The organism is Mesorhizobium sp. Z1-4, assembly GCF_004000235.1.
Classification (GTDB): Bacteria; Pseudomonadota; Alphaproteobacteria; order Rhizobiales; family Rhizobiaceae; genus RCIO01.
Map to the genome: position 1 here is coordinate 1 of NZ_RCIO01000010.1, position 22,663 is coordinate 22,663.

Genomic DNA, 22,663 nt, shown 5'->3' on the forward strand with positions numbered 1-22,663 from the left:
CCGAAACTCGGTGCCCGATTCAGCGATCTCGCCTATGAACGGCGATCCCTGAACGCAACTGCCAACAGGCGGGTTGACGCCCGCGCCTGCCTTCAGCGCAAGCTCGGTCCCGTCATCGAACGTGATCGATACAGTCGAGTTCGTGTTCGTAGCAGGGAAAAAGCCGCGAATGAGCGTGATGCCATCGGCCGCAGATGCGCGCGGCGATGTGTCCATGGTGAAGGCATTGGCCGTGGAGTTTCCATCGTCAGTGGCTTTCGCGAGCTGGTAGCCCGGAATGAAGTCGAGGATCTTCGACCATGACCCGGCGCCAGACGCGCCGACCTTGACGTATGTGCCGATGTCAGCGGTCTCATATACAAACCCGACCGTCTTCGCGTCATGGGCAAGGTTTGCATCCAGAGCGGCCTTGCTCGCCTCCCATGGGCCGTTGAGCGTGCCAGCATTTAACCCGGCCTCGACCCATGTGCCCCATGCGCGGATTTCCGCCTTGCTCGGCTTGTGCTTGGTCGACGAAGCAACGCCGTCCGTGGGAAAATCGCGCCAGATCATGTTGGCGGTGTTGATCATGCCAATTCTCCAAGCGACATCGCCCCGCTGAATGCAGGTGATGTGTCAATCGGTTTTCAGAGGGCGCTCAGGCGAGCGCGGTGTCGCTTTCCCAATCCGACCACTCAGTCTGCGAAAGAGACGCTTCGTGGCGGATGCGGAACTGATAGTCGTCTCCGGCAGTAAGTCCGGTGATTGTGGCTGTCAGGGTAGATGAGGCGACAGTGCTCTCGACAACCGGGTCCATCGTCGTTGTGTTTTGATATTGGATGCGAGTAACAGAGAACGCGCCTGAAACTGGTGCGCCCCAATCCAGGTCTGCCTCACTGCCTGCCTGCATCGTCAGGGTCAGTTCGGGGGCCGCCCACGGGTCAACAGCAGGTGGGTTTTCGGTGCCACCCGGCTCACCTTCTTCCGTTGCAGCATCCCAATCGTATGCAGCCGAGCTGATCGACTGAACAGTGATCTGGCACCCGCGAAGAATGCCATGTTCGCCGAACAGCCATTTGAACTCGAGCACTTCGTATGTGCCCGAGACGCCCAGCGCGTCGTAGGACATGTTGATGAACCGCTCGCCAAAGCAGATCACACCAGCTTTGTTCAGGACGAACGTGCCGACGAAATCTGGATCGGCGCGGTGCGCCTCAATCTTCATGAGCCGGCGGCATTGCCCATGCGACGGCGCATTAATGAAGTCGACTGAGGCCGATATCTCGCCGCGGTCGGAAACGTCGGCCGTGTCAACCCAGGGCTGCGCGTCGGTGCCCTGCCAGCCATGACCTATTGACGTGTACTGTGAGTAGATCGTGTTGGCGGTCTGCAGGATGTCGCGGCCGCGTGAAAGGTCCGACCACCCAACGATGTGCGTCTCGTCGATCGTTATCTCAGGCGCGCGCCACTTGCCGACCTCGATCGTATAGCCACCGTCTGGAACAGGCTTCAGTCTGGCATTGCAAGCCTGCATGAAGCGGCGGAGAACGTCCGCCGGGCGTTCGTTGTAAGCGTAAGAACCCCAAATGCGATATCGCGACTCGATGCCGCCCGCCTTCAGCGTGATGGCGTCACCGCAATCTGTAGTAGCCTGCTGCCAACCCGCAATCGCCAAGGGCGTGAGCAACAGGCTGTCAGGAATGCGAAACCCATCCGGATGCCTTGCGTAGTCGAGGATCACGCGAGCGGCGTTGTCAGAGTAGGTCCACGTCGATGCGTCGTCCTGATCCTGTCCGCCGTCGTTCGGGTCCCATACGAGGCAACCTCGACAACGCGCCCGTACGAGGGTGTTGATGCCGTTCGGAAAGAGTTTCTGAATCTGATCGACATCAGGTCCGGTAAAGCGGGTGTAGATGCTCGCGATGCCGTACCCAAGATGGAAGGCTGTCCACCCAATTCCGGCGTTGACCAAGATAGAATAGGCGACATCCACACTCGTCCCAAGACGCCCTTCAGTGAATATCCACTGCCCGCCACCAGTGCTGCCATATGGCGAGGAGGTCACATACCCGCCCGACAGGATCGACGCCGACAGACTGACGTTCTCGATGTCGTCGATCCAGATTTCGTCGATGGCGTAAATCTGCCGGGACGCGATAGCTACTATCCGATGGAAGTAGCCGTCGGAATCGACCCCGCCAAACACCCATGGCCCACCGAGCAGCCCTTGCCCGTACAGCGCCACTCGGACGGGCGTAGCCTGCCGGAAATTGGTCTGGACGTCCTCGGGCTTGGGCGCCGGCTGGCGGCCGAGGGCCGTCTGAGCGAGTAACCCAACGCCGATAACTGCGGCATAGCCGAGCCCGATCGAAACCGCACTGATCGCAGCCGGCCCCAGAAAGAATATCGGGGACGAAGTCACGAGAGGCAGCAGCAGGCCGGCAATAAACTGCGGCATTGCGACAGCCTGAGACGGCCAAAGCGCGATGCTCGCGGCAATTACTGCCACGGTTCGTTTGAGCATCCGATTGTCCTGTTTGATCAGCCGCGCCAGAGACCCAGCACGCGAACATCTTCACGCGTACCGCCAACGCCTCGATTTTGCCGATATAGCCACATGCCCGAGCCGCGAACGGCGCACACCATCAGCCGCCCATGCACGATGACGCCGATATCGCCTGGTGCTGCCTCATTGACCCGCCAAAACCCTGCCCGGCGCATAGCGCGCGCCACCCAGACCGGTAGCGGCCAGGCCAACGCCATGACGATCGCCCCTGCCTCGGAATGATACCTTTGCGCCGAATGCTCGACGAACGACCTCCCAAAATGGACCGTGGCCCACCTGTCTGCTATGTGAACGCAGTCGTTCTCGCCCCACTCGAACCTTTCAGCGCTCGCGTCGAGGAAGAACCGCTCTGGCGTCAGAATATCGGCCATCTGAAAGTTCTGTTCACAAGCAAGGGGGTGTAGTTGAAGAACTTGTCCACCCAGCCCACACGCTTCGCCTGATCCGATGACGTGTAACGGCCATTCGGCGGCTTGGCGCGGTTGAAGAACAGGTTTTCCGCGGTCAGCACGACCGACATCTCTGCGCCATCCAAGCCGTCGATCTCGCCGCGCGAGACCTTGGGGGGCTGCATCAGACCCGCAAAGACCGGCACGGGACTGCCGACTGGCGCCCACGTTTCATCCATGAAGAGCATGTAAACCGTGATCGGCTGCTGATCGGCTTCCTCCGTTTCAGCAAGCGCCAAAGTGACCAGATCGAGGCCGATGCCCGACAGCCGGAAACTGATCTGCCTGGAAACCGGCTCACCGACCCAGCCGAGATCGTCGGGCACAACTGCACCATAGGTTGGTTGCCACTCGTAGCCGTTGGCATCAAGAACCGTGTTGCCCGCCCACAGGCGCTTGGTCTCGCTTTTGAACTCGGCTTGCGCCAACCAAGCTGCGCGCACCTCTCGCCCGGCTAATATCGCCGCCTGATCCTCTGTGAAGAAGCTCATAGATCCTCGAGCAGATTGATTGTCGGCGGATCGGCCAAGCCGACAGGCTGCAGCATCAGGTCCATTTCATTGTCGCTCGCGAGGCGCATCTGGACGTGGGGGCGAGCCCACTCTGTGCGAGCGCCGGACGACAGCGCCTCTCTCAATGGCGGCCAAATCGTGAAAGTGGCAGCGCTTACCATCTGCGAGACGATCCGCTTCACCTGATACAGCCGAACAGGATTACTGACGGAACCGACCGCTCCAACGCTGAAACGCATCCCAGAACGGATTTCGCCACACAAGCTCTTAGTCACCGACACCTGCGTGGCCCGCCGGGAAGCCGATGTTGACAGACTGACCTCTATCCAGCCGGTTTCATAACCGCTGTCGTCATCGAAATAGCTGTCGTCACTATGTGGAAGATCGACCTCGTAGTCGATATCCGCATCGATCACCCCGTCAGGAAGCGGGCGTCGGCCCGCGACAAATACGGGAACGACAATAGGCGTCAATCGGCCCTCTACGATCCCGGCGATTGCGTGCCAGAGTTCGATGCGTTGCTTGCCATGTTGCTGGTGGACCGGAATGTCCGTGAACTGCCCAACCCAAAGGCCGGCATCGGATGCACCGATCTGTGACGGGCCGTCGATCGACGCTGGACCGCGCAGGTTGCGCGGCGACGGATCAATACGAAAATTGCGCGGCGGGAGTTCGTCTCTCGGCCAAACAAGAACAGCCATTTCAGTTAGAAGTCCCTTGCCTGGGCATTTGCGAGAAGACCGGGCATATTGTCCGCAATCTGCTTTGCGCCAAGCGCCGCGCCTGCTTGTGTGGCGCGCCGCTCCGAATGGTCGATGCGAGCTTTGATGACGCCGTTGTCGTCGACAAAGACGCCCTTTATCGTCACGATAACCTCTTGCGGCGGCGTCCGGCTGTTCTGGTTCGCCGCCTCGACGCCCAGCCTTCCGTTCGGCCCGCGGCGCAGCGGCATGATGGCTTCCGGCCCGGCTTCGCCCATGAGGCCGATCCCGTTGGCGAAGGGGAACACGGTCGGGCGATTGACCACGCCGCCATTGGCGAAGGCATGCACCTGCTGGCCCGCATCGAACAGGCCACCTCGCGCAAACCCGAGTAGCTTGCCGATCCATCCGAAGATGCCGCCAAAAATACCGCCGCCACGGCCGCCTGCCGATCGATTGACTGCGAAGATCGCGTCGATCAGGTTGTTCAGCATCTTGTCGATGATCTTGTCGAGCACGTTGCTGGCCGCCTGTCCAAACGATTCCCAGAAGCTCTTGCCCTGCTCCAGACCGGAACGCAGATCGGATACGAAGCCCTTCACCGTCGACTTGGCGAAGTCGAGTGCTTCCTTGGTCTTCTGATATGCGATCTCTGCCGCCGCCATTGCGGAACCGAGCCCCATCAGATCGGCCGTCTGCTGGGCTGTCAGGTTGATGCCGGCGTCCTGCGCGCGGTTCAGAAGTTCGGCCTGATGCCGCATTTCAGCGGCGGCTTCTTCCGACATGAACAGCGCGTCGCGTTGGCGGTTGAACGCATCGGTGGCCTGATTGGCCTCGCGAACGATGTCCGCATAGCTGTCGGCAAGTTTCTCTGCCTCGGAACTACCGCCGCGCTTCTTACGCTCCTTCGGGAAGTCGATGATGTTGTCCCAGCCGAAGCGGCTGCCGAACTCAGCATTGGAAAGCGGTTCAGCGCCGGGCTGCAATCGTGCTCCCGTCTTGTCGAAGCGCCCCTTGTTGGCTTCCTGCGCGGCCGCTATCGCGAGAGCATTTGCCGTCGCCTGCCCCAGCCTCACCGCTTCATCTGCGGCCGCACTGTAGGCATCGCGAAGATCATCGATGGCATTCGCAAGGGCACTCGATCCGCGCACCGCTTCGTTACCAAGCAGCGCCACCAGAGCGTCCGTTACGCGGTCGAAATCCTCGGTGGTCTGCGTGCCCCGACTGATCTCGGTGCGCAGGTCTTGAGCCGCCCGGTCAGCCTCATTGAAGGCATTCCGCAGCCCGTCAATCTCGCGGCTGGATGCCCCGGCTCGCACCATCTCGTTGACGATGCCGCCGATCTCGGTCTTGATGTCCGGCAGAAGGTCGCGAGCCTGCTGCCATGCCCGATTGGTGAGTTCCTGGACGCTCGCCGCGAGTTCGCTTTCGTTGCGCAACCGGTCCAGTTCGTCGGCGTATTCACGGATGGCCGGGATGGCATCGCCCCACTGATCCGCGACTTTGCGAATAAGCGTTTCCTGTTCTTTGAGCGCGTCCGCAACCTTCTCGGATTCATCGTCGGCGCTGGCGAAATAGGAAATCGCAGCACTGCCAGCAAGAACAAAGCCGGCCGTGACCAGACCGAGCGGAGACAGTAGGCCGGCAAATGTTGTGCGCAGCGCGCCGAAGATACCGTTGAGCCGACCGCCATACATCGTGACCTGCGGAAGCTGCTGGGCCAGAAGCATGAACGGGTTCTGGCCCATCGCCATCATCATGCCGATGTCCTGAACCTGAAACGCCAGGTTCCGGGTCTGCATCTGGGCGAAGCGGGCACTCGTTGCATAGGTCTGCGCGCCGCCTGCCGCCATCTGGTAGTTGGCATTGAGCGCTACCAGCGCCGCGCCATGTTCCTGCGATGTGATTGCGCCAAGGCGGTGCGCGCGGTTCAGTTCATTCAGTTCCGCCTCGTATTGCTTCGATGCCGCGAACAGCGGGTTATACTTCGCCCGCAGCCGGTCCATCTCAGCGCCGACATCGGCAAGCGGGCCTTGCCATTGCGTTGTTGCGCGCGTGACACCGGTCTGACGGTCGATGAATCGCTGCATGGCAAGTTCGGCTTGCCCGAATGACCGCGTGACGTCGTTGGCTGCGGGTTCCGTTCGCTTTAACCCGTCCACCATTTTTGCCGTGTTGCGCTCTACCTTCTGGAGCGTGGCGGCGACTGGCGCGAGCGCGGCTTGCACAGCCTGCCCCATGCTGGCGGCGGCGGCTTCGGCCCTCCTGGACGACTCGACCATCCTGTTGAGGTCGTCGCTTGCCTTCTGGGCCTGTTCGCTTCGAATAGCGAAGCCAAGTTCAGCAGTCGTCATGCCTTCGCTCCACCGCCAAACATCGCGTCGAAAAGTTTCTCATCCATCGGACGCGCCGCCGTTTCCGGCTTTTCCTCGCGCGTGATCCAGCCGACCGTCTCGTACATGTCGAGACGACCTTCGAACCCGGCCATGATGGCGTTCACGTCTGCGGAAAGTGCCTGATGCTCGGTCCAGCCCAGCCAGCCGATGGCAATCTCGGCAAGCCGGTCATAGAATTCGACCAGCGTTACTCGCTCTGAGGGTCCGTCCCTTCCTCTCCTCCGGCACTGTCGAGCGGACGACCACCGTTGGCGAGGATCGACACGAAGGTCACGGCCGGGGCGGACAACTCCGACAATCCAGTGCGCCACACCTCGTCGGCAACGTCCTTCACGGGCCGGTCCAGACCGAGCGCGATGATCTGCGTGATGGCGTCAAAGTCGAACTTCGTAATTGCCTCGATCGCCGCCATCAGACCGCCGGCCTGTCGCGAGATTGTCTGCGCCGCCTTCAGCGTGGGGCGCAGGACGCACTCCTCTCCGTCGAGAGTAATCGGCACGTTGCCCGCGCCCATGGATGCTTTCTTGGTCATGACGTTACGCTCCGACTGTCACGCCTGGGATCTGGATATCCAGCGCCAGAACGGTGGTGGATTTGGCCAGCCCGAGGAAGATAACGTCCTCCGACGCCACGTCAGCCTGCGGCTGGATACCGCCCGCCGTTTCGGATAGGTAATAGGCCGTACCAGCCGTCAGAACGGCGTTGAATGTGACATCGCCCTTCTTCGCCACCGAAAGGGGCTGGCCATCTGCAGCGCCGTTGAGCGCGATGCCATAGGCGACTTTCACGGCAGCGGTGCCGCTGTCGCTGTCGGCCAGCTTGAACTTGCCGTCCGATGCGTCTTTGTAGACCACCTGGCCGGCTGTAATCGTTGCGCCGGCGCGGCCGTTTTCGGTCACAGCGTTTGTTCCGGCGACCACGCTGGCCGCCGTTACGGAAATGTCGGTCATTTCAGTGTTCCTTCACGAAAGGGCTTAGGCCGCGACCTTCACCACATTGGAATTGCGGGCTATGTTCACCTGAAGCATGCGAGGCGTATTTGCCGTGCCGCCGATCTCGCGCGAACTCACCACAAGGCCGATGAACAGCCGCTGCGCACCGGACGGGAACACCAGCCGGAAGGCGTAGTTGTCGTCGTCGGCTTCGGCCGCGATGCACGCCAACTGGCCGGCGTCGTCGGGATAGATGGTGAAGCGGTTCTCCATCGTAACGACTTGCCGCGTGCCCTTCTGGGCCTTGTCGCGGTTGCGGTTGATCACCGACGTGGTGATGATGTTCGGCTCCTCGCCGAGGTCACCCATCGTTTCCCATCCGTCTACTTCGGTCCACGACTGGCCGGAGAAGTCGGATTCGGCGAAATCGGAGTTTTGATCGGCAATGGTGCCGCCGATATAGAAGCGGCTACCAGCCACTACCTGGTGCAGTGCCATAAGGGGCTTCCTTCTAGGGGACAGGGCGTCTCACGACGCTCCAGGCGGCTTGCCCAAGGCCGTTTCGGGCTTACTGAGCTAGGCCCAGCATTCGTAGGGGACGGTGATCGGCACCATCCAATGTGTGTCGTCGGGCAACGCCTGCGCGATGCTTGGAGCTTCGGTCACCCGTACGGTGACGCCCTCGACCGTCATTTCGTGATCGGCCGGAAAGTGGGCCGCGACAGCGCCGGCCAGTTCGGTCGCGTTGGTCGGCCCGCCATTCTTCGGCAGGAACGCCGTCATTTGCAGGACGCCGTAACGGCGATGCGCAGCAGTGCTGCTTATGTGCACCCGCCCTGCGCGGTTTGGAATATGATTGACGCGCAGATATCGAGTTGACGGTGACGGCGTGTAATTGACGTTCGGCCACGCGATTGGGAGCGCCGGTGACACGGTGATCGTGTTGACCCGCTCCAGCAGCGCTTTCTCGATCCTGGCTTCAATCGTCGTCGGCATGTGCTATTGCTCCCCTTCGATGCCCAGCGACAACCAGTTCAAATCCGACGAAGAAATCGAGACGTTCCTGCATGACAAGATGCGGGAGATCGTGAACGTGAAGGCCGAGACTCCATTGGGCCACAAGGCACTCCGGTTGGCCCTCACAGGCCCCTACGGTGCGCTGATGCACATGGAACGGGAGAAGCCCGTTACAGCCCCAGACGATCCTTGACCCGTGCCGCAACCCTCGCGACGATCTCTTGCCACCTTTGAGCTACCAGCGTCACCCAAGGCTTCGGCGGTTGACCCCGTGCTCCCCAGTGAACGAACGGTGCATATTCAGCCGTCCATCCCACATAGATGGTTTCGGTGATGTCCGACCCTGCAATCGTTGCCGTGATTTCCGCCATGTAGTCAGCATCGAGGGCGCCTTGCGGCCGGCTTGCAAGAGGCATTGACGCGGTTGATATGGTCAGTGACGACCGGAGAAAGCCTGTCCTGCGGTAGTTGGGTGACGGCGGGGCGGCGTAGACGAGCTGCGTGAGGAGGTCGTCGGCTTGAGAGACCAGTTCCTGAACGCTCTCCCGAAAAATCACCTCCACGACGCCTTCCACATCGCGCGCCCACTGCTCGACCGTTGCGGCGAAAGATTGCGTCATGTGCTGCGCGATTTGGCTCTGGTGCCGCCCGCACTTGCCTTTGCATCGTCAAGGCGCTCGATCATGCTGGTCGTTACGTTGATGCCGCAGTCCAGTGCATAGGTTAGAATGCGCGGCGGGTTGCCGATGTTGGTCTGCCACGTGTAGCCCCGGATCGTCGTGATTACGCCTTCCGGCACGTACAGAACCGTATCGCCGATCTGAAACTGATCGGCGGGTTTCTTTGCTTCGGTCATTGCAGTTCTCCTAAGCGGCCTCGGCGCGATAGCGGCGGACAAGAGCACCAGCAAAGGCGATCCGCGTTTCATAGGTGCACTTGCAGAATAGCGTCTCACCGGCCGGCGCATCGGGCGCATGCGGGTAGTCCATACGAACGCCGTTCGGCAGTTCGAATTGCTCGCCCCACGGGACCGACTTGCCGTTCATCGCCCGGTGGTGAAGCCGCGGATGCTCCTGCGGGGTAGTTTTCCAGACCTTGACCACGTCCCGCGCTTCGAGCTTTCCCGCCGCGATCTGCTGGCCAATGGCATCGTGCCGGCTTCTGGCGATGGCTGTCATCGTCTCGCTGAGACCGATTGATTCACCGCGAAGCTGCAGAAGCCGGTCGCTGTACCGACCAGCGATCCTGACTACCGTATCCGAATCTAGCGGCCGCTCCTCGCGGATGGCCTTCAAAATGGCCCGGTCAAAGCGCTTGTCCCGCCTGCCTCGCGTCAGGTAGTGCCGCATGGCCTCGGGATCGCCCGACAGAAGCTCACGCCGGGCGCTGGAAACGAAGGTCTCCTGTTGGGCCGTCAAGCCTATCACTCCGCCCGTGCGCCGGTTGCTGGCCCTGTCTACGCGTCCGACTACCTGCAATGCTGTCTGACGCGGGTTCTGGCCCTGCGCCAGCCCGTCTGTGAGATGCTGGCGGATGGCCTGGCGCATGTCGTCGGTGGTGCGCGTGACCAATCCCGACGAGTGCTGCCGCAGCCATGCTTCGGCTTCCGGGTTGCGGACGGCGAAACGGAACACGATGCGACTGCCATCGGGATCGCGAACCAACGGCAGGTTGCCGACCGTGGCCTGCCCGCCGTCGTAGTATGCCTCCGCGATGACGCGCTCGAGCCGGGCGAATGCCTCGGGTTCCAAGTTCATGGCGCGGATAGCGCCCTCCACATCGCCGCGCTCCAGCCGTTCGACAATCACGCGCAACGTGATGCTGTCACGAATGTCCGCCACGGCGTCGAGGAACGCGGAGCGCAGTTCCGGCTCCCACTTCGCCAACAGTTCGGCGACGAGTTGGCTATCGGGCTGGCGGGGCATACTTATTCGCCACCCTTCATACAGCGTCTAGCGGGTCGGGATAGAACCTTCTCCTGCAAGCGATGGATGCCATGACGGAATTCTTCGGTGTCGTCGCCATGCTCGATTGGCAAAAGTAGAAACGCGTTCCACGCCTCCACCAGCCGGTCAAGGACCGCCCGCTCCTGGTCGGTCACGCTGCGCACCACGCCTTGAACATCACGGGCGTTCCCGCCGCCGGCACAGGCGTCAGGTTCGTCATGACACGCTCCGCGCAGTCGATGACCAGCCTGTCGGAAAGCACCGGCATTACTTCCGGCACTGCGAATGTCACCATGTCGCCCGTCTCGACCACCAGCACGCCGTTCTCATAGCGCTGGTGCATACGCTTCACCGTGGCATTGAGAGCATAGGTCGTGACCGTTTCGGCGCCCGGCATCCATGGCGTCGACGGATCCGGCGCGGCGGTTGCGATGCGCTTCAGCGAGACCGCGCCTTGCGCCAGCCCACCTTCGGTTTCAGGCGCCAGCAGCTCGGCTGCCATCTCTTGTATTTCATCGTAGAAGCCCATCAGACGACCAGAACGTTCGGCTCGGCGTTCATCGGCCCGATCAGCGGATAGAGCATCCCGTCGATCAGTGAGTTGGTTCGTGCATAGGGTGCTGCGAAGCTGCCGCCACCCGGCTCAAAGAACTCGCGCTCGATTGTGTCGACCTTCTGCCGCTTCACACGCTGGTTCGGGTCGGTAGAGACGGACAGCACAAGCAGGCTGTTGGCGCTGAGATATGCGGCCATGTAGGACGCATCGATGACCTGCTGAGGGATCGCGCTTGTGGCGAGGTCAGAGCCGAACAGCGTTGCTCCACTGCGCGGCCAAGCCCGTTCCTGTGATGCACTGGTGCGTTCGCCGGGAAAGCGGGCTTCATAGGTCGCATCGATGTAGACGCTGGCCCGCTGGCGCTGAATGGTTGATGATGGCGCGGTCTCGGGCACGGTATACCCCTGTTCCGTCAGCCACGCCTCATAGGCGGCGTCAGAGCCATACCCGGCCATGTACCTACTCCGCCAGCTTGGCGTCGATCATTTCGCGCAGTTTGTCTGTCGAGATGTTCTTGGCGTAATCGATGCCGAGCTCGTCGGCCTGCGCCTTCAGTTCGTCGCGATCATCGATAGGCGTGTCGCCCTCGGCATTCGGCTGCGTCTCCGACTTGGCCTTGTCCTTTGCCCCACCGAGCGCGATGTACGGCAGGCGCTTGGCCAGCTTCACGGCTTCATCGGACAGGTCGAGATCGCGCGTCTCGCCTGGCTTGACCTGCCGGAAGCCGGTGACCGTGTGAAAACCCTCGACACGCTTCGAATTGTTGGTGACTTGCATGTGATTTCTCCCTTGCGAGCGGATACTGAAAGGGCCGGGTCACCCCGGCCCCTCTATATCGGCTCCGATCAGGACGGAACGGCGGTGATCTCGTCCAGATAGGTCATGGCACCGGGCAGGCGGATTTCCGTCCCGCCGGTGCGGGCGATGCTGCCCTGCTCCCAGCCCATGATGGACTTCTGGCGAGGCTGCAGCACGCGCCGCGGCATCGGCAGATGAAAGCGAAGCACCTCGGTATCGCGACGATATGCGACCATGCGGCCGCCCCCGTCATTCGACGCCGTTGCGAGCTCACGCAGCGGCTGGATATCGAGCGCCTGGCCCGTCTCCGCCGTGTAGATGTTGTTACGGCGCAGATATTCAAGCACCGTGATCATGCCGTCGCCGGAACCGAGCCGGCGGGTGGCGATGTCACGGAACGCCTCGGGTGGAATGCGAATGGCATCTGCCCATTCGACTTCCGAGGTCTGGGTGCGAACCGTGGTCAGGGCCAGATTGATGTCGCGGAGGATCTGATCGACCGACTTGGCGGACCAGAACTGAGACGAGCTGGTGCCATCCGCCGCAACATCAGCGCGGGAGACTGTCGCGTCATTGACGAAGCCGGTCCAGTTCTTCTCGGTCGAGCCCGACATGGCGATCGTGTTCAGAAGGCGCTCGATCTCGCTCGATGCCGTCATGGCGTCGGTGTCGCGCAGATTGGTGCCGTAGAGCGCCGCCTGATTGATCTCCTCCATGGTCCAGTCCCAGCCCGCGCCGATCATGGCGAAGTCGTGGCTGGCCTGGTCGCGGGTGGATGAGACGAACGGCATGTCGGTGCCAGAGCCGGAGATGAACTTGGCCTGACCCGCCACGTCCATGCTGAAGAACGTGGTCCCGATTGCCCATTCGTTGCCCTCGGTCACTACCGGCACGTGAGCGCCGTAGTTGAACGTCGGGTAACGGCGCTGATAGACGCGCGTCTCGATGTTGCGACCCTGCGCAATGACGAAGGGGTACGCGGCCTGCGCATCAGCGAAAGGCTGCGGTGCGTGAATATTCATTGGTGCTGCTCCTTTCGCGATCAGCGGTTCTTGAGCGAGACTTCGACGATATCGCCGTTGCCGCCGCCCGTATCGAACACCGCACCGGGGATGCGAATGTGCGTCGTGGTTGAGGTGTAGCGCTTGGTTGCGGGGTTCCAATACACGTCCCCGCCGTCAACAACCGTTGCGCCAGCAGTGACGTACATCTGGCCTTCGGTCATGAAGGCGCCGGTGAAATACTGCGGGTACTTGTCTGGGGTGGATGCAGCCGGCGGTACGGCTGGCGTGAGTACGGCGAGGCCAACAAACGATGCGTTCGCTGTGTACGTCACGTCGATGTAGAACGTGTCGCCTATGGTCATGGTGCCGCCATTGGCGATCGTGAAGGTGAGGCCCGCGGCGTCGAACTCGGTCGCCACATTGCCGCTCCCGACATAGATGCCGTCAGGGTCGTAGACGTGGAACAGAGCGGTCGCGGAAGTCGCCTGCAGGATCGCGATGTAGCGACCAGCCTTCGCACCAGCGGCAACGGTCGGCGCGTCAGTGATTTCACCCGTACCAGTATTGCCCGCGGCCTCGGAACCCGCGCCGGTTGCCGCGAAGGTAGCCCCCACGACAACGCCATGATCGCCCGAACCGCGGAATGCCGGCTGGCCGAATTCGATGCCAGCCGCGCTTTCAACGGTGCGGCTGACCTTGTTGCAAAGCTCCTCGTTCGCAATCTGACCCGGAAGACCAATCGCGGGAGCCTCAGTGTAGGTCGTCTGATAGGTAGCCATGTATCTGGACTCCTCAGTTGGCCTTGGCGGGCAGGTGAGCGGACTGCATGTCCTTCACCATCGCCGCGTAGGCGTCGGAAACAGCCTTCTCGCCATCGGCATCGGACTGAAGCCCGTCGCCTACAACGTGGCGGAAAGCATCGAGCTTGCCCGCCTTTTTGGCGGCGTCTTCGGCAAGGATTTCGAAGCGGGCGTCGATATACGCCTCGGTCTTGTCCTTCACCGCAGCATCGCCGAGCGCGGCGACGACAACGGCCTTGCGGATATCGGCATCCGAAACGCCATCGGTCTTCACGTCCTTGGCGATGGCCTTGGCGACGGTGATCAGGCCGGCGCGGGCCGCCACACGCTTGTCGATATCGGCGTCAGACAGAATCTTGGCCTTCTCTGCGTCGATTGCCGCATCCTTCTTCGCGATCTCGGCATCCTTGTCAGCCAGGGCCTTGGCGTGGGCCGCTTCGGCGTCCGCGAGTTTCTTCTCGGCATCGGCGATCTTCGCCGTCGAAGCCTCGAGGTCTTTCATCAGTTTGCTGATGGCCTGGGCGCCCTGATCGGTGGTGCTCACCGACAGCCCGTCCACGACCACAGTGCGAAGTACATCACTCATTGTGATGGTCTCCTTGTCAGTGGTGGAAATCGGGGCAACGCCCCAGCTCGCCGCATCTCCGATGCGGACCTGTGAACCCGCGCGACCGCGCTGCACGATGGCAACGTGGTTGAGCCGGATATTCTTTTGAATGGCGTCGTAGGCCTCGCCGGAGGACGTTTGTCCCGCCGTCCAGTCCAGATCGCAGGTGTAGCCCGCGCTCAATTCGCGCTTACCGTCTTCGATAAGCTTGATCGTAGCCTCGTCGCTGACCATTAGCGGGACACGAATGAAGATGCCCTCGCCGGTCACTTCGTCGCCGGTCTGCCCGACCGCATGCTGTTTCCAGTTTTCGGAATTGACCATTTCGGCCGGGTGATCGTTCGTCACCGGCCGATGCGCCGCGGACTTCAACGTGGCGTCAGCGAACACTTCCGCGCCGGGTCGATAGACGCGCACGGTCGCCATATCGTCGCGACCGACTTCGGAGCCCAGATAGTGCTGAACGCCTGTGCGAGCGATCCGGGCATCGGCTACGAGATAGCCGTCGTCGCGCCGTCGCGTTCCCGCGACAACGGCAATGTCAGTGAATTGCATGATCAATCCTCTTTCAGAGGCTCGAAGATTTCCGGTCCCAGAACAATCTCGCCGCGATACGGCTCGATCTTCGATAGCTCGACGCTGGCCTTGGTCAATGAAATGTGCGGCTGATAGTCGGGGAAATCATGCGAGGCACCTGCCCGCACAATCTCTTCATGCCTCCACGACAGCAACGAACTGGCGAACATCAGGACGGCCGTCATACCGCCAAGTGGCTCGACCACGCGCGGACCGCCGGCGGGGATGGTGATCTGTCCGTTCTTGTCCTGGTTCCACTCGCCGACATTGCCGGCCTTGATCCAGTCCATGGGGCGCCGCGAATAGATGATCGTGACGTGCAGGTCCGGCTCGATGTCAGTAATTCCCTGCGCTTTCGCCCATTTGCGGATGGCATCGGCATTTAGGACATCACGGCGCACATACAGCGTGCGCGGCGCGGCATCGGCCGCCACCTGCTGATTATTTGCGACCGCAGCCTGAAGGTCGATCTCTTCCTCTTCCTGATCGGCAAGCCGACCGAATTCCTCGATTGCGGCTTCAAGGCCGGGTAAGTCGCCATCCTCGACCAGACGGTTTACGAACGCATCGCTCAGCGCCTCGGGAGGGATAATCGGCTGCTGACCGTTCCCGCCCACGATGGCCCTTGCCGCGTCGGCCTTCATCTTGAATACCTCCGCTTTTTCCTTGTCAGACAGGCTCCACAACGGCGACCAGTCGTAATAGATCGCCGGGTCTCGCCGGCCCACGGCGGAGCGGATGATCACCTCATCGAGCCGCGTCATCGCTGGTGTCAGTTCGGTGCGCTGGCGAGCCGATACGTTGTCATAATAGGACTGCAGCGCGCTATCGCCGTTCGAACCCAAGCCCGATGGCGCGTCCTGCAACAACCGGATCAGCGTGATATCGGCGGCGCCCGCTGCGATCTTGAGGAACTGCTGCATCAACTCCGGCAGGTTGGCGAAGTTGATTTGCTTCTGCTCCCACTTTTCGCCAGCTTCCTTACCCGTGCCGGGCTGGCCCGTGCCGTCAAGTAGCAGCATGTTGAACATGCTCTTGGCCATATTGGCATAGGTGAAGCGATTGGTGAGCTTCGTCTGGCCCGCGGTCGTTGCGGCATACTCCGACAGGCCCGGAATGTAGATGATGTCCTGCTTGGCCTCGGGGATGAGTGCAGCGATGTGGGCCTGCGCAGATGCCGCGTTCTGCACCGCGTCATAGACGATCTGGAGGATCGAATCGCCCCAGCCGTCGGCCATGGTAGTGCGATCGTCCAACACCCGGACGCCAGTAAAGCGCACAACGCGCGACGGATGGACCTTGGCTCGGTTTCCCTGTGAGGATGTGACCTCGTAATATGTCGGCTCACCATAGAGTGGGCTGGTCACGTCGCGGATCAATTCTCCGATCGCCACATCGTGCCGTGAGAGCACATGCAGATATTCGAGCGACCCGGCCTTTACCCGGTCCAGATCCAGTTCTTCGGCCGGATCATCCCCCTTGATGCCGATGACGATAACGGCGCCGCCGAACAGCCGATCCTTCTGAAGCGCAAGATTGACCTTGCCCTGAACGTTGAATGTCTTCTCGACCGCTTCAATCTTCTCGATCTGGTCGTTCTCAGCCTGCCAATCGCGCCATTCCCGCGTCATGTCGTTCGGAATGATGTCGACCACTTTTCGCGCCAGCCAGTCCGACCGGTGCATGGCGTTGAGTTCTTCCGGTCCAACGAACTTGTAGCCAAATACCTGGCTCACGGTCTTGTCCTTGGACGTGCCGAGGCCGGTGACGAGCGACTTGAGACTATCGATGATCTGCATCAGTCAACAACCTCGAGCAGCCGGTAGCGGTAGCCGCGTTCCACGGTGAAGGTCAGCATCAGCGCATCGGCATGGTCCGGGCTATTGATGCCGCGGCGCTTCAACGCGTCCTTCTTTTCAATCATGATCTTGCCGCGCTCATTGCGCTCCCACTTCACCAGCGATAGTTGGAGGCAGAGCGCGTCACTCTCCCGGTCACCCGACGGCAACGCCAACAGATCAGTCAGCGCATGTTCCTTGCCGCCTTCCTTGCCTTCCAGCCACAGCACATGCTCATGTGTCCGCTGGAGCGCGGTGCGGCACAGCCACCAGATTTCTGCCTTCAGATTGCCGAATATCTCGTCGGACGTGCGACCGTCTGGCCACCGCGTATGCGATGGCGGTTCGCCGGTGTTGACCGGGTGGACCGAAAGCCCGTCGATCGGATTCTTCATCAAAGTCGATGAGACGCCGGCTCCTACGCCCGGCGCATCGAAATTCAAGCGGCTCGCGCCCGTCTCTCGGGCAATGCCCAGCATCCAATGAGCGGTTTCAGTCGTGTCAGGATCGCCGCGAGCGAGTGGCGGTTCAACGAGCGGACCGCGCTTGGTGACGACTACCGATTTCGCCTTTCCGGCGCCTACGTCGCCGCCGAGTACGCATTCATTGCCTGGAACCAGCCGCGGCTCAAGTGCTGCCAGCCGTTTCGCGCTCTCCACCCAGAGCGCAGGAATACAGATGCCTTCGACCGAAGCCGAATAGTCGATGTCGTATTCCGCCGCCCATGTGGTCGGATCGGAGAAGCTGGCCTGCTTGGTCTGGGCCCACTCTTCCGTCTTGCGCGGATCGTCCCGCCAGTGCAGGCGGAATACCTGGTGCTGTTTCAGGATCGAATGGCGCTTGCGGGCGAACAGGTTTCCCATGCCGTTGACTGAAGAGACCCAGATCACGCAATCGGTGTTGCCAGATAGCGCCTTTTCGACGTTCTCGGCGTTTGGAACGAAGGCAGCCTCATCGAGGAAGTAGATCGACGACCGACCTCCGCGACCCATGTCTTCCCCGCCCTCGCCCGATATGACGGAGCCGGTCTCCGGGTTGGCGAGCCGCATGTAGTTGTCATGCCGGGACCATTCGAAGCCCTCGGGCAACATCTCCTCTGGCAGACGCCTCGCCATGATGCGCAGCTTCGCGAAAATGGCGTCGGGGTTATCCTTCTTGTCGACGTAATCGACCTTGCGGGAGCCGAACGTCGCCTTGAAGCCCGGGACGAACAACCAGTGATGCAGCGCGAACCCGCCGCACAGATACGTTACGCCGACGTCGCGGCTTTTCTCCCCAAGACCTTCCTCGCCAGCTTGATATCGCTCCTCCAGCCAGCGGATGAACTCGCGTTGCCGGGGCCACAGTTTGAACCGGACATACGGGCTGGCGCGCGACCCATCATCGTTCCGCTTGCCGACCAAGCGAGGGTCATAGGTGTAGACCCAGTTGTCGAACCAGTGGAGAATGCCGTCGACCCCATCGGCACAGCGTTCCTTCTCACGCTCCCACCCGCCGCGCTGGGCTTCAATCTCCCGTTTCTGCCGTTGGCCCTGTATCGCCGCCAACAAGCCCGAGCTTTTCGAGAACGGGATAGGCTGACTCGAGGAGTGCAAGTTCATCGTCGGTGAGAGCGTCCAGATGCTTGGGCGTCAGTTGCACGATGCCGATCGTTCCGCTGTGACGGCGGTTTTCGACACCCAGACCGAACAGCTTGGCCTTGCCCATTGTGGCGGAGACGGCCGCGCTAGTTTGTTTTTCCGCAAGTGCCAGAGACCGCGCCTCCTCGAGCTCGCCGGTAAGGCTCTCGACGGTCACCTCGACCTTCTTGGCGCCTCTCGCCTGCAACTCAGCAAGCCGCTTCTGCACGTTGACATTTGCTGATAGGCGCGATGCTGCGCCGCGGTCCGGCTTATAGCCTGCTTCGACATAGGCCTCAGAAGCCGATGTGCCTTTGGCGAGCGCCTGCGCGAACGCCTCGTGGCGCGCGTTCTTTAGTGCTGCCATTGAGGATTAGCCTCGGATGATGAGTGCGAGACGATGGGCGGTTCATTACGCCGGCAACCGCGATCCACGCTTTTAGGGCTATACGCCTGCCTTTGAGGAGCAGCGCCTCGCTTATGCGGTCTGGTATTGGCCGCAATTGAAGGTCACGAGCCGCGAGCTACAGCGAGCGCGCTCGNGCGTAGGCTTCCGACGCGGGTTTGCCCTTTGCGAGCGCCTGCGCGAACGCTTCATGCCGCGCGTTCTTCAGTGCTGCCATTGAGGATTAGCCTCGAATGATGGTGTTCACGAGCCGCGAGCTACAGCGAGCGCGCTCGGATGAAGAGCTCTTTGATCTCCATAGAGCCTACTGATCAGATGCCGTGCTCTACGTTGGCCGGACGGGCTTGCTGCCCGCCGGCCCGTNGGGATGAAGAGCTCTTTGGTCTCCATAGAGCCTACTGATCAGATGCCGTGCTCTACGTTGGCCGGACGGGCTTGCTGCCCGCCGGCCGTCAGGCAGGGGCACATCAGAACTTGGCGTCTACGCGAGGATGATTCCTCATAGCACGGTTTTTTGCCGAAAAAGGCCGTGGCGGGATTTGTCCCGGGTTTGTCCGCGAAATATCCGCGTCCTGTCCGCTATTTTTTCCTTGACAGATTTTGGCGATTCTCACCCCTCCCGCTCTCGGCGGGGTTCCTGTGCACGGGCTCGAGCCGTTCAGGGAGGTGTTGGGGCTTCGCGTCGGGCGCCATCCAATGTGAGGCGTAGTTCACCGACGATACAGCGTTGGGGTCGGCTTCTAAGCCGATTTCGGACACACCGTCCATTGGCGGCGTAAACCGAACGCGAACAGTTCGGTTCAAATCGTTCGCCATGCGTTGACACAGCCGGGTTATGGTGCGGCGTAAAGTTCTGGAATTCATGCCTTCGCGGCTGGCAAAATCGTTCACCGCGACGCCGCGTCGGACTTTCACCCAAGCCCAGGCATAGATGAGCTTGCGGTCGCTTTCCTTGAGCAGCGTGTTTATCCAGCCCCATGTTTCGGGCATGCGACTTATTGCATCGCGAGACGGCCGGCGCTTGTAGCGCGATTGTTCGGAGCCGTAGGCCTGCCAGTCGCGGACATAGTCCGGCATGGCGCTGCCGTACGCCTTTGGCCCTTTGACGCCCGGCATGAGCATGAGTGTTTCCGCAGCCTCAAGGATCCGGTGCTCTACGTCTTTCGCAGTCCATGCGTGGTAGGTCATTCAGCCTCTCGCCACGATGGATAGAGCATGATCATCAGCAGAACCTTGAGCGCATCCGACCGCGCCATGGAGAGGTTGAATGTACGTGCGGCGCGGCGAAGGGAAGCCAGGTCGATAGCGTTGAACTCGTCTATGAGAGCCGGCCGACGCACCAGATCAGGTTGCGACGCGAGCACGCCGGAGACTGCCTTGATCATGTCGGCGTAGAGTTCTCGCGCGTTGTGATCCTCCCCGGTCATGAGCATCAGCACCAGCTTCAGGTGATCTTCGCCGTTAGCCCTTCCTATCTCCCGTAGCGTCGGTTTGCAGAAGCACTCGCGCGCTTTTCGGCTTGTCGGACTATGCTCTCGACCGTCGCGCAGGATCACACCGCACTGCCGGGCTACACGGTAAATGTCGCAGCGATGACGCCCCCGATTCATAGCGGAATCTCCGGGTCATCGAACAATTCGCGCTCGCCCGGAGAGAGAGGGGCGGCGGGGTTTGTCGTGTGTTTGTCCAGAGAATGTCCAGAGTTTGTCCGCTCTGGTGTGTTATCCGGGAAAGTCTGAGGGAAGCCCCGTATGGGCCGACCGGTCCACCACACAAAGGCCGTTCGATCACCTGTTCGCTTGAAGCCTATGACGCCGTTCTTGATCAGGAAGCGCATTGTGCGTTCGAAGGATTTGCGGATGCGCTCGCGTGCAGTGCTCTTGTCATCGGCCGTCGCGTCCATCTCGACCGCCACGTCCAGGAAATAGCCGAAATCGACACCCTGCTTACCCAGTGCGTCGCTGGGCCCGTCGCTGGCATCCGTCACAAGCTTTCCGTACTTGTCGATCGCCTTGAACAGAGGGATCAGGTGCGCCTCTTCTGACGGCTTGACCGAGAAGCCGTACTGCGCCGCCTCCTGCTTCAGTTTCTCCCGCTCCGAAACCGTCATGACGACGCACGATGTGAGATCACGGCCGGTCTTGGGATTGATGCCGATGACCACCTGCGGCAGCGTGAACCGGACCTCTAGCCCGTCCTCATCATCCTTTTGCTTGCGCAGCCGCGCCGTCTTGATTTTTGTCGTCTCTTCGTTTGTGACCTGAATGACGGTGTCGACGTTGGCGTGGATCGAAGTGTGGCCGCGAAGCTTCTTGCCGTCGGCATTCATGTGGTGGACAAGGCAGACGTGGACGCCGCATTCTTCCTCGATGCGGGCGATGTTGGCGAGCACGAAGCCCATGTCCTTGCCCGAATTCTCGTCGGCGCCGATCGTCGCCGTAGACAGTGTGTCGATGAAGACGACGCGCAGCGGCACAGCCATCGTCAAGCGCGCCTGCTTGATGGCGCTGATCAGGCGATCCGTATCGCCGTCCCGGCTGAAGAGGTCTACCTTGGCTGGCAGTACGACCAATGGCAGCTCATCGGCGTTCTCGATCTCGAAGTGCTTCACATATGCGCGCTGGCGCTTCTTCATGCCGAGACCGCCTTCGCCGGCCTGGTAAATCACGCCACCCTGCTCGACGTGGTAGCCGAAGAAGTCGATGCCACGGGCAATGCAATAGGCAGCATGAAGGGCGAGAAATGATTTGCCGGACCCCGATGGCCCGCCCATGACGGAACGGCCGCGCGAGGCAAGCCAGCCGTCTATGACGTAGTCGAGCTGTAGGCCCGGCCCTTCGATCTCGTCATGATAGTACGCACCAAATGCCCGCGTTCGCTCCGGTCTCCATGGCCTGGCCTTTCGAACAACATCGGCGAACCGATCGGCCGTACCGCCTGCCAAGTCACGCCAGTCTGTCACGTCCGCCTTGGCAGGGGCTTCGGCCCAATGCGCAGCGATGTCCAACACCTTGACAGACTTGGCCTTGCCGAACAGGCCGCCACCTCGGATCGTCGCCCGGTCACGTCCGGCGTCGTCGTTGTCGGGCAGGATGACCACGTCCGCGCCGGTCAAGTCCCGGTCGAATGTCTCATCCCAGTATTTGGCTCCGCCGGCGTTTGTGGTGGCCGTCAGGCCCCATGCGCGCAGTGTCTCGACATCCTTCTCGCCTTCGCAAAGAAAGACCCTCTCGCCGGCCGCGGAGGCCTTCAGCACCTCGTCGCGCCGGTAAAGCCAGCGCGAGGCATCCTCGAGCGTTTCTTCTGCCTCGTATTTCTTGCCGGCCTTGGCCTTGAACCAGTCGCCAGACTTGATCTTGCCGTAGAGACCGCCTTGAAGGCCCCAAACCCACCCGCCCTGCGAGTGTGGGCGGCGCTGCATATATCGGCGTGGTGCCTCCTTCGGAAACTTCAGGACCTGGTAGGCGAGCGCCCCCTTGTCGTCGTGATACTCAAAGAGCGCGATCGGCTTGTGTTCCATCCAATCGGGAACATCGATCGTATCGGTCGGTCCCGCCGAATGGACGCCATTGGCACGCCCGTTCGCCCTCTGCTGGCGAGGCTTGATGAAGCCCTTGTCCTGTAGCCATTCCAGCGCCTCGGGTTTCTCAAAGCCCTTGAAGGCCTTGAGGAGGTCAAGCACTCCTCCACCGGTATGATCCTCATGATCTGCCCAGACGCCTTTCTGCAAGTCGACTGCAACGGAACCGTTGTTTCCCCATCGCCATTCGGTGGATGAGGATAGATGTCGGTTCTTCTCGCCCAGGAATTCGCCAAGCACGAGCTCGGCCACCTGCGGCATGACGGCGGCAAATTCTGCGGAATCGGACATGGTCAGCGCCGCGCGACCTCCACGATCCGCCCGCCGCCGAGAAAGAGCCGTTCGGCATCCCTGCGCAGTTGGGCTTTAGGCCCGGTCGAA

General features: G+C 61.3%; 26 protein-coding genes and 1 pseudogene. 1 reads left to right on the forward strand and 26 read right to left on the reverse strand.

The window, feature by feature from the left end:
- From EP165_RS19735 to EP165_RS19780, 11 genes and pseudogenes are all read right to left on the reverse strand, one after another.
- A pseudogene (locus tag EP165_RS19735) lies at positions 1–570 on the reverse strand (hypothetical protein); the annotation flags it as partial.
- A gap of 67 nt (positions 571–637) precedes the next feature.
- The gene (locus EP165_RS19740; RefSeq protein ID WP_127524576.1) at positions 638–2,503 is read right to left on the reverse strand and encodes a fibronectin type III domain-containing protein; all 1,866 of its coding nucleotides are present in this window, start codon (positions 2,501–2,503) and stop codon (positions 638–640) included.
- Positions 2,504–2,520: 17 nt separating this feature from the next.
- Positions 2,521–2,916: a DUF6950 family protein gene (locus tag EP165_RS19745; protein WP_127524577.1), complete on the reverse strand. Its 396-nt coding sequence runs from the start codon at positions 2,914–2,916 to the stop codon at positions 2,521–2,523.
- Positions 2,901–3,485, reverse strand: a complete 585-nt coding sequence (locus tag EP165_RS19750) for a hypothetical protein (RefSeq protein WP_127524578.1) — start codon at positions 3,483–3,485, stop codon at positions 2,901–2,903. The genes EP165_RS19745 and EP165_RS19750 overlap by 16 nt, the downstream gene beginning before the upstream one ends.
- Positions 3,482–4,207, reverse strand: a complete 726-nt coding sequence (locus tag EP165_RS19755) for a hypothetical protein (protein ID WP_245440276.1) — start codon at positions 4,205–4,207, stop codon at positions 3,482–3,484. The genes EP165_RS19750 and EP165_RS19755 overlap by 4 nt, the downstream gene beginning before the upstream one ends.
- Positions 4,208–4,212: 5 nt before the next feature.
- Complete coding sequence (locus EP165_RS19760; protein ID WP_127524579.1) at positions 4,213–6,561, reverse strand: phage tail length tape measure family protein; 2,349 nt, start codon at positions 6,559–6,561, stop codon at positions 4,213–4,215.
- Positions 6,558–6,695 (reverse strand): hypothetical protein, encoded by a 138-nt coding sequence (locus EP165_RS20480; RefSeq protein WP_164743109.1) that lies wholly within the window; start codon positions 6,693–6,695, stop codon positions 6,558–6,560. Before EP165_RS20480 ends, EP165_RS19760 begins: the two co-directional genes overlap by 4 nt.
- Positions 6,696–6,790: 95 nt before the next feature.
- Entirely contained in the window at positions 6,791–7,135 is a 345-nt protein-coding gene (locus EP165_RS19765) for a hypothetical protein (protein WP_127524580.1), read from the reverse strand.
- 4 nt (positions 7,136–7,139) lie between these two features.
- On the reverse strand, positions 7,140–7,553 hold the full coding sequence (locus EP165_RS19770; protein WP_127524581.1) for a hypothetical protein: 414 nt from the start codon (positions 7,551–7,553) through the stop codon (positions 7,140–7,142).
- A gap of 24 nt (positions 7,554–7,577) precedes the next feature.
- Positions 7,578–8,033: a hypothetical protein gene (locus tag EP165_RS19775; protein ID WP_127524582.1), complete on the reverse strand. Its 456-nt coding sequence runs from the start codon at positions 8,031–8,033 to the stop codon at positions 7,578–7,580.
- A gap of 78 nt (positions 8,034–8,111) precedes the next feature.
- Positions 8,112–8,531, reverse strand: a complete 420-nt coding sequence (locus EP165_RS19780) for a DUF4128 domain-containing protein (protein WP_127524583.1) — start codon at positions 8,529–8,531, stop codon at positions 8,112–8,114.
- A 19-nt stretch (positions 8,532–8,550) separates the two neighbouring features.
- Between EP165_RS19780 and EP165_RS19785 the strand changes: the two genes are divergently transcribed.
- A complete protein-coding gene (locus tag EP165_RS19785) occupies positions 8,551–8,745 on the forward strand; it encodes a hypothetical protein (RefSeq protein ID WP_127524584.1) in 195 nt (64 codons plus the stop codon).
- Here EP165_RS19785 and EP165_RS19790 read toward each other — a convergent pair.
- The 15 genes from EP165_RS19790 to EP165_RS19865 all read right to left on the reverse strand — a co-directional run bounded on the left by EP165_RS19790 (position 8,723) and on the right by EP165_RS19865 (position 22,573).
- Positions 8,723–9,172, reverse strand: a complete 450-nt coding sequence (locus EP165_RS19790; RefSeq protein ID WP_127524585.1) for an HK97 gp10 family phage protein — start codon at positions 9,170–9,172, stop codon at positions 8,723–8,725. The genes EP165_RS19785 and EP165_RS19790 overlap by 23 nt on opposite strands.
- The gene (locus tag EP165_RS19795; protein ID WP_127524586.1) at positions 9,169–9,408 is read right to left on the reverse strand and encodes a hypothetical protein; all 240 of its coding nucleotides are present in this window, start codon (positions 9,406–9,408) and stop codon (positions 9,169–9,171) included. The genes EP165_RS19790 and EP165_RS19795 overlap by 4 nt, the downstream gene beginning before the upstream one ends.
- Positions 9,409–9,418: 10 nt before the next feature.
- Positions 9,419–10,477 carry a putative phage head morphogenesis protein gene (locus EP165_RS19800; protein WP_127524587.1) on the reverse strand — a complete coding sequence of 353 codons (1,059 nt, stop codon included), beginning with the start codon at positions 10,475–10,477 and terminating at the stop codon, positions 9,419–9,421.
- Between the two features lie 172 nt (positions 10,478–10,649).
- On the reverse strand, positions 10,650–11,000 hold the full coding sequence (locus EP165_RS19805; RefSeq protein WP_245440278.1) for a hypothetical protein: 351 nt from the start codon (positions 10,998–11,000) through the stop codon (positions 10,650–10,652).
- Between the two features lie 26 nt (positions 11,001–11,026).
- Positions 11,027–11,509 carry a DnaT-like ssDNA-binding protein gene (locus EP165_RS19810; RefSeq protein ID WP_127524589.1) on the reverse strand — a complete coding sequence of 161 codons (483 nt, stop codon included), beginning with the start codon at positions 11,507–11,509 and terminating at the stop codon, positions 11,027–11,029.
- A gap of 4 nt (positions 11,510–11,513) precedes the next feature.
- Positions 11,514–11,831: a hypothetical protein gene (locus tag EP165_RS19815; RefSeq protein WP_127524590.1), complete on the reverse strand. Its 318-nt coding sequence runs from the start codon at positions 11,829–11,831 to the stop codon at positions 11,514–11,516.
- Between the two features lie 68 nt (positions 11,832–11,899).
- Positions 11,900–12,874 (reverse strand): DUF2184 domain-containing protein, encoded by a 975-nt coding sequence (locus EP165_RS19820; protein ID WP_127524591.1) that lies wholly within the window; start codon positions 12,872–12,874, stop codon positions 11,900–11,902.
- Positions 12,875–12,894: 20 nt separating this feature from the next.
- Positions 12,895–13,635: a structural cement protein Gp24 gene (locus EP165_RS19825; RefSeq protein WP_127524592.1), complete on the reverse strand. Its 741-nt coding sequence runs from the start codon at positions 13,633–13,635 to the stop codon at positions 12,895–12,897.
- A gap of 13 nt (positions 13,636–13,648) precedes the next feature.
- Positions 13,649–14,818 (reverse strand): DUF2213 domain-containing protein, encoded by a 1,170-nt coding sequence (locus EP165_RS19830; RefSeq protein ID WP_127524593.1) that lies wholly within the window; start codon positions 14,816–14,818, stop codon positions 13,649–13,651.
- A gap of 2 nt (positions 14,819–14,820) precedes the next feature.
- The gene (locus EP165_RS19835) at positions 14,821–16,638 is read right to left on the reverse strand and encodes an anti-CBASS protein Acb1 family protein (protein ID WP_127524594.1); all 1,818 of its coding nucleotides are present in this window, start codon (positions 16,636–16,638) and stop codon (positions 14,821–14,823) included.
- A complete protein-coding gene (locus EP165_RS19840; protein ID WP_164743110.1) occupies positions 16,638–18,227 on the reverse strand; it encodes a terminase large subunit in 1,590 nt (529 codons plus the stop codon). The genes EP165_RS19835 and EP165_RS19840 overlap by 1 nt, the downstream gene beginning before the upstream one ends.
- Positions 18,184–18,663, reverse strand: a complete 480-nt coding sequence (locus tag EP165_RS19845) for a terminase small subunit (RefSeq protein WP_127524596.1) — start codon at positions 18,661–18,663, stop codon at positions 18,184–18,186. Before EP165_RS19845 ends, EP165_RS19840 begins: the two co-directional genes overlap by 44 nt.
- Before the next feature lie 618 nt (positions 18,664–19,281).
- Positions 19,282–19,890 (reverse strand): DUF6362 family protein, encoded by a 609-nt coding sequence (locus EP165_RS19855; protein ID WP_127524597.1) that lies wholly within the window; start codon positions 19,888–19,890, stop codon positions 19,282–19,284.
- Positions 19,887–20,258 (reverse strand): hypothetical protein, encoded by a 372-nt coding sequence (locus tag EP165_RS19860; RefSeq protein ID WP_245440280.1) that lies wholly within the window; start codon positions 20,256–20,258, stop codon positions 19,887–19,889. The genes EP165_RS19855 and EP165_RS19860 overlap by 4 nt, the downstream gene beginning before the upstream one ends.
- Positions 20,259–20,308: 50 nt before the next feature.
- Positions 20,309–22,573, reverse strand: a complete 2,265-nt coding sequence (locus EP165_RS19865; protein ID WP_127524599.1) for an AAA family ATPase — start codon at positions 22,571–22,573, stop codon at positions 20,309–20,311.
- Between the last annotated feature and the right edge of the window lie 90 nt (positions 22,574–22,663).